Origin of the sequence: Mesorhizobium sp. M4A.F.Ca.ET.020.02.1.1, from assembly GCF_004022645.1 — a bacterium.
GTDB lineage: Bacteria > Pseudomonadota > Alphaproteobacteria > Rhizobiales > Rhizobiaceae > Mesorhizobium.
This window is the reverse complement of the sequence record NZ_RZOI01000668.1, coordinates 1-3,305: the sequence shown is the minus strand read 5'-3', so window position 1 is coordinate 3,305 and position 3,305 is coordinate 1. Positions and strand designations below refer to the sequence as shown.

Genomic DNA, 3,305 nt, shown 5'->3' with positions numbered 1-3,305 from the left:
CTTTACCGGTTTATTGTCAGGTAGGCGGCGGGGCGCTTTCGCCTAACCTGTCAAGTTAGATATGCGAAACCGCCTAAAACTTCTCCGCTGGACTTCAACGTTGTTATGTGGAATCGATCCGACGTCATCTGCAGTTAGTAGAGGCTATGGAACGAACCTTCGATGAACTCTCAGGAATCCTGGCACGGCGCCCCGCACGCGCCCGCTACAGCGCCTTGGCGTTGCGGCTGGTCGAAAGCCTGGCGACAGGCGTCGCCATAGGCGTTGGCGTGGCGGTCGGGCGCGTGTTGGCTGGGTAGTGCAGGGCTGACCGGCTATCTGCTGCGCGGACTGGTGTCGGGTGTGTAGATCACCCCTACGGCCGTCCCGCCGCACCGGTTACATTTCAGCCGAGGAATGAGGTCATCGGCCATTGCCGGCGCGTCAGGGCCGTAGCGGTCCCGGAGTTGGGCGAGATCGAGCTTCTGGCTATGGTTGCAGGGCGACCAGTGGCAAAACGCAGTCACGGTCATCTTCGCGTCGATCAGGGATTGAAACGTCCAGCCCTTCGCCATCGGGTCGATTATAGGACAGCCTGGGTCATCTCGCCAATACGTCGTACCAGCGCATGCTAGTTCCGAGTGGGCAGCACCCTGAAGTCTGCCGAACGCCCGCCTCCTGTCTCTGCATCGTCATCCGCCGCGGTGAGGCCACGACGAAACAACTCCCGGACGGCGTCAGATCGAGTCGGCATTCTTCTCTCAAACCGCCAGGCATCCAGCACGGCCAGTTCCTCGGCATTGAGCCATGATCTGTAGACGGTATGTTCGTTTGTTGTGTGGCATGTTCTGCAATCTCATCAATCTGCAATACCGGCGTCGTGATGGACGATTGCGTCGAGGATGACCTCATAGACGCTGCCGGTGTCTTCCTCAATCTCAGTGCTGCTGATGCCTACCGCCTTCGCGTCGGCGAACAGCTTTTGCGTCAACTCGGCAACCGAGATGATATCGGCACCCACCGTCTCGGGAACGTTGGCGACTATCCATTTGTACAAAAAGTCAGTCCCACGGGTGCTCATGGCCGAGATAAGTCAAAGTCGGGCATTGGGTTCCCGGATCGGCCTGTTGGCTAGTTACTCAAGTTGGAGTTTGCGTGCTTGAAGTTAGGATGCGATCCCGGTGAGCGACGTGCAGAAGCTGCATCTGCTCGAATAGGGTCAAAAGGTCTTCGGCTAAGTCTGCCCTGAAGCCCTTATGGTGGAAGTCGGCAACAATCTCACGCTGGCGCGCAATGTGTCGCTGGCCCAAAAGCACATGCTGCTCCAGCATCGCTAGAACGGTTTCCCTCATCGCTAAGAGATATCAGATTTCTCGCGCTTCTTATAGGTACGACCCGCGTTTGCCTGGCTTCGGCGCAACAGGGTCGCCAGTGCGCGATTGTCCCTGCTGCTCTCCTGGCCTCAGAAAGGATACTAGCCCCCTACTGGGAAGCCCACGACCAGTCGTGTAGCCCGATCCATGCTGTCGCCATGATCAACGTGGCGAGGATGGCGTACTCTACTAGGGTTTGACGTGAGGGCATCTCTGCTTAGTACGGTCCAAGCATGAGTTTTCGCTTAATTCAGTGGCCTCTCTCCCAATGAAAAGCCCGCCACGATGGAGGGCCACGGGCGGGCTTTCAATGAGGGCGGCTACATTCCTGAGAAATCGACCGCTAAGGGTACAATATACCATGGGGTGGGATGGTTCCAGACAATTTTAAAGATCGTTGTCCCAGCCCACAACGTGCCGGCGCCACCATCACATTGGCGAAATCACGGCGCCGGCCGAAACCAACGATGGCCGACTTCGTTCTATGTGATCCCAGACACGGCGGAGGATCATTTGGGCAAGCAATTAAACAGCAGCGACCCGGACTCGGACCAGTTTCCCTATGAGGTCGATTTTTTTGCAGCGAAGCACGACATTCCAAGACGCATGGCCGAAGTCATCCTGCACTCTAATGGCCCGTCTCGCCATCAATGCGACGCAGCCGCGGCGGCCTATTTGCAGGTCATGCAATGGCGTCAACGGCCAGCTACGAGTTGATCCGTCAGTTCTCTGTCCTGCAACCATATATTAGCAGCCGCTTGCGAACCTATTTGCCGTGTCGGAGTTGTATCGGCATGGCGAAGGGCAGCATCAAGGTCGGCGACGAGGTCGCCATAACCGCAACCGTGCGCAAGCGCGTCACTGAGGACAGGGTCAGCCGTATTGATCCCTTCCTACAGCCAACCGCATTCGATCGTGGACACGACACCGAACATAAGCAGCGGGCAGAAGATCGATCTGATAGGCGAAGTCCTGCGCGTCGATGAGGATACTGTGACCCTTGGCGGCAAGGATCTCGGCATTACAGTCAAACGCAGTGCCGTGCGACTCGTCACCGGCCATGTTGCGCCGAAGCGGACGAAGCCTCTGGTCGATTAGGCTGCCTAATTCGTCTGCGCGTTGCCTGAGTTTCAGGAACCAGCGCTGGCCGTTCCTAGGGCGCGATCGAGCTTGTGCCCTTTGGCGCGAAGAAGCACGTCCAAGTGTATCTCTGGTAGGTTTCGAATTGCGTATGAGGAATGACCGTCCGATGGAACGTCATCAGACGCTCGCACATGTGGTAACTATCATCTGGTGAGGACTGGACACGCTCTCTTGGGATAAACCACTCCGCTTCCTGATATCCATTCAAGTAGGCGGAGCCCGGTGGCCTGACGTAGTAGCCGTCTTTGGTCACCCTGACGTCGCCGGAGTCTATTGGGTGACAATCTTTGTTGCCGCAGCAAACGTGATGCAGAACGGGATCAAACTTGCCGGTATACCAGTCGTGGGCCTCGGCATCGCCTGCCAGGAACAGCAACACCAATCCAAAATGCCTTTGCGAATGTCTCACGAAATTAGCCCTCGCGCTCGCAATAGCATTTTAGCGAAAGCTAATCTAGCAGCCCCAACCAATAGAACCGTTCTCGCAACGTGCCTAGAGGTCGCCCTTAGCTCCTCGGAAACGCCGCAGTCGGCACCGCGATAGAGCTATCGGTATCATAGCGGCAGACGCCCTTGGTGATCCTGATCTCGTCCATCCAGCCGTTCAGGTTGGCTGTGGCGAAGTTGCGGCCTATCTCGAATGCGCCAGTGGAGTTGAACATCGCCGAGTTGGCCGGCGTGTCGCTCACGTCGAGTGTGCCATCCCGCCAGAGCCGGATCTTGCCTGCTGAGTTTTTCGACACGGCGATGTAATGCCAAGCATCGAGCGACATCGAGGCAGATGTTAAGACCGTCGCTGTGGATCCGTTG

The 3,305-nt window shown here is 57.1% G+C and carries 4 protein-coding genes; 2 read left to right on the top strand and 2 right to left on the bottom strand.

The genetic code is table 11. The annotated features are described in order from the left end of the window. Nucleotides 1–838: 838 nt before the first annotated feature. Nucleotides 839–1,060: a DUF768 domain-containing protein gene (locus EN742_RS28990; protein WP_128333559.1), complete on the bottom strand. Its 222-nt coding sequence runs from the start codon at nt 1,058–1,060 to the stop codon at nt 839–841. An 805-nt stretch (nt 1,061–1,865) separates the two neighbouring features. On the opposite strand from EN742_RS28990, the gene EN742_RS28980 reads away from it, so the two are divergent. Together EN742_RS28980 and EN742_RS28975 are read left to right on the top strand one after the other, a co-directional pair. After that, entirely contained in the window at nt 1,866–2,069 is a 204-nt protein-coding gene (locus EN742_RS28980; RefSeq protein ID WP_128333557.1) for a hypothetical protein, read from the top strand. Nucleotides 2,070–2,234: 165 nt separating this feature from the next. Further along, nucleotides 2,235–2,450: a hypothetical protein gene (locus EN742_RS28975; RefSeq protein ID WP_245492421.1), complete on the top strand. Its 216-nt coding sequence runs from the start codon at nt 2,235–2,237 to the stop codon at nt 2,448–2,450. A gap of 551 nt (nt 2,451–3,001) precedes the next feature. On the opposite strand, the gene EN742_RS28965 is transcribed toward EN742_RS28975, so the two are convergent. Next, on the bottom strand, nt 3,002–3,305 hold a 304-nt coding region (locus EN742_RS28965; protein ID WP_148670333.1), incomplete at its 5' end, for a LamG domain-containing protein.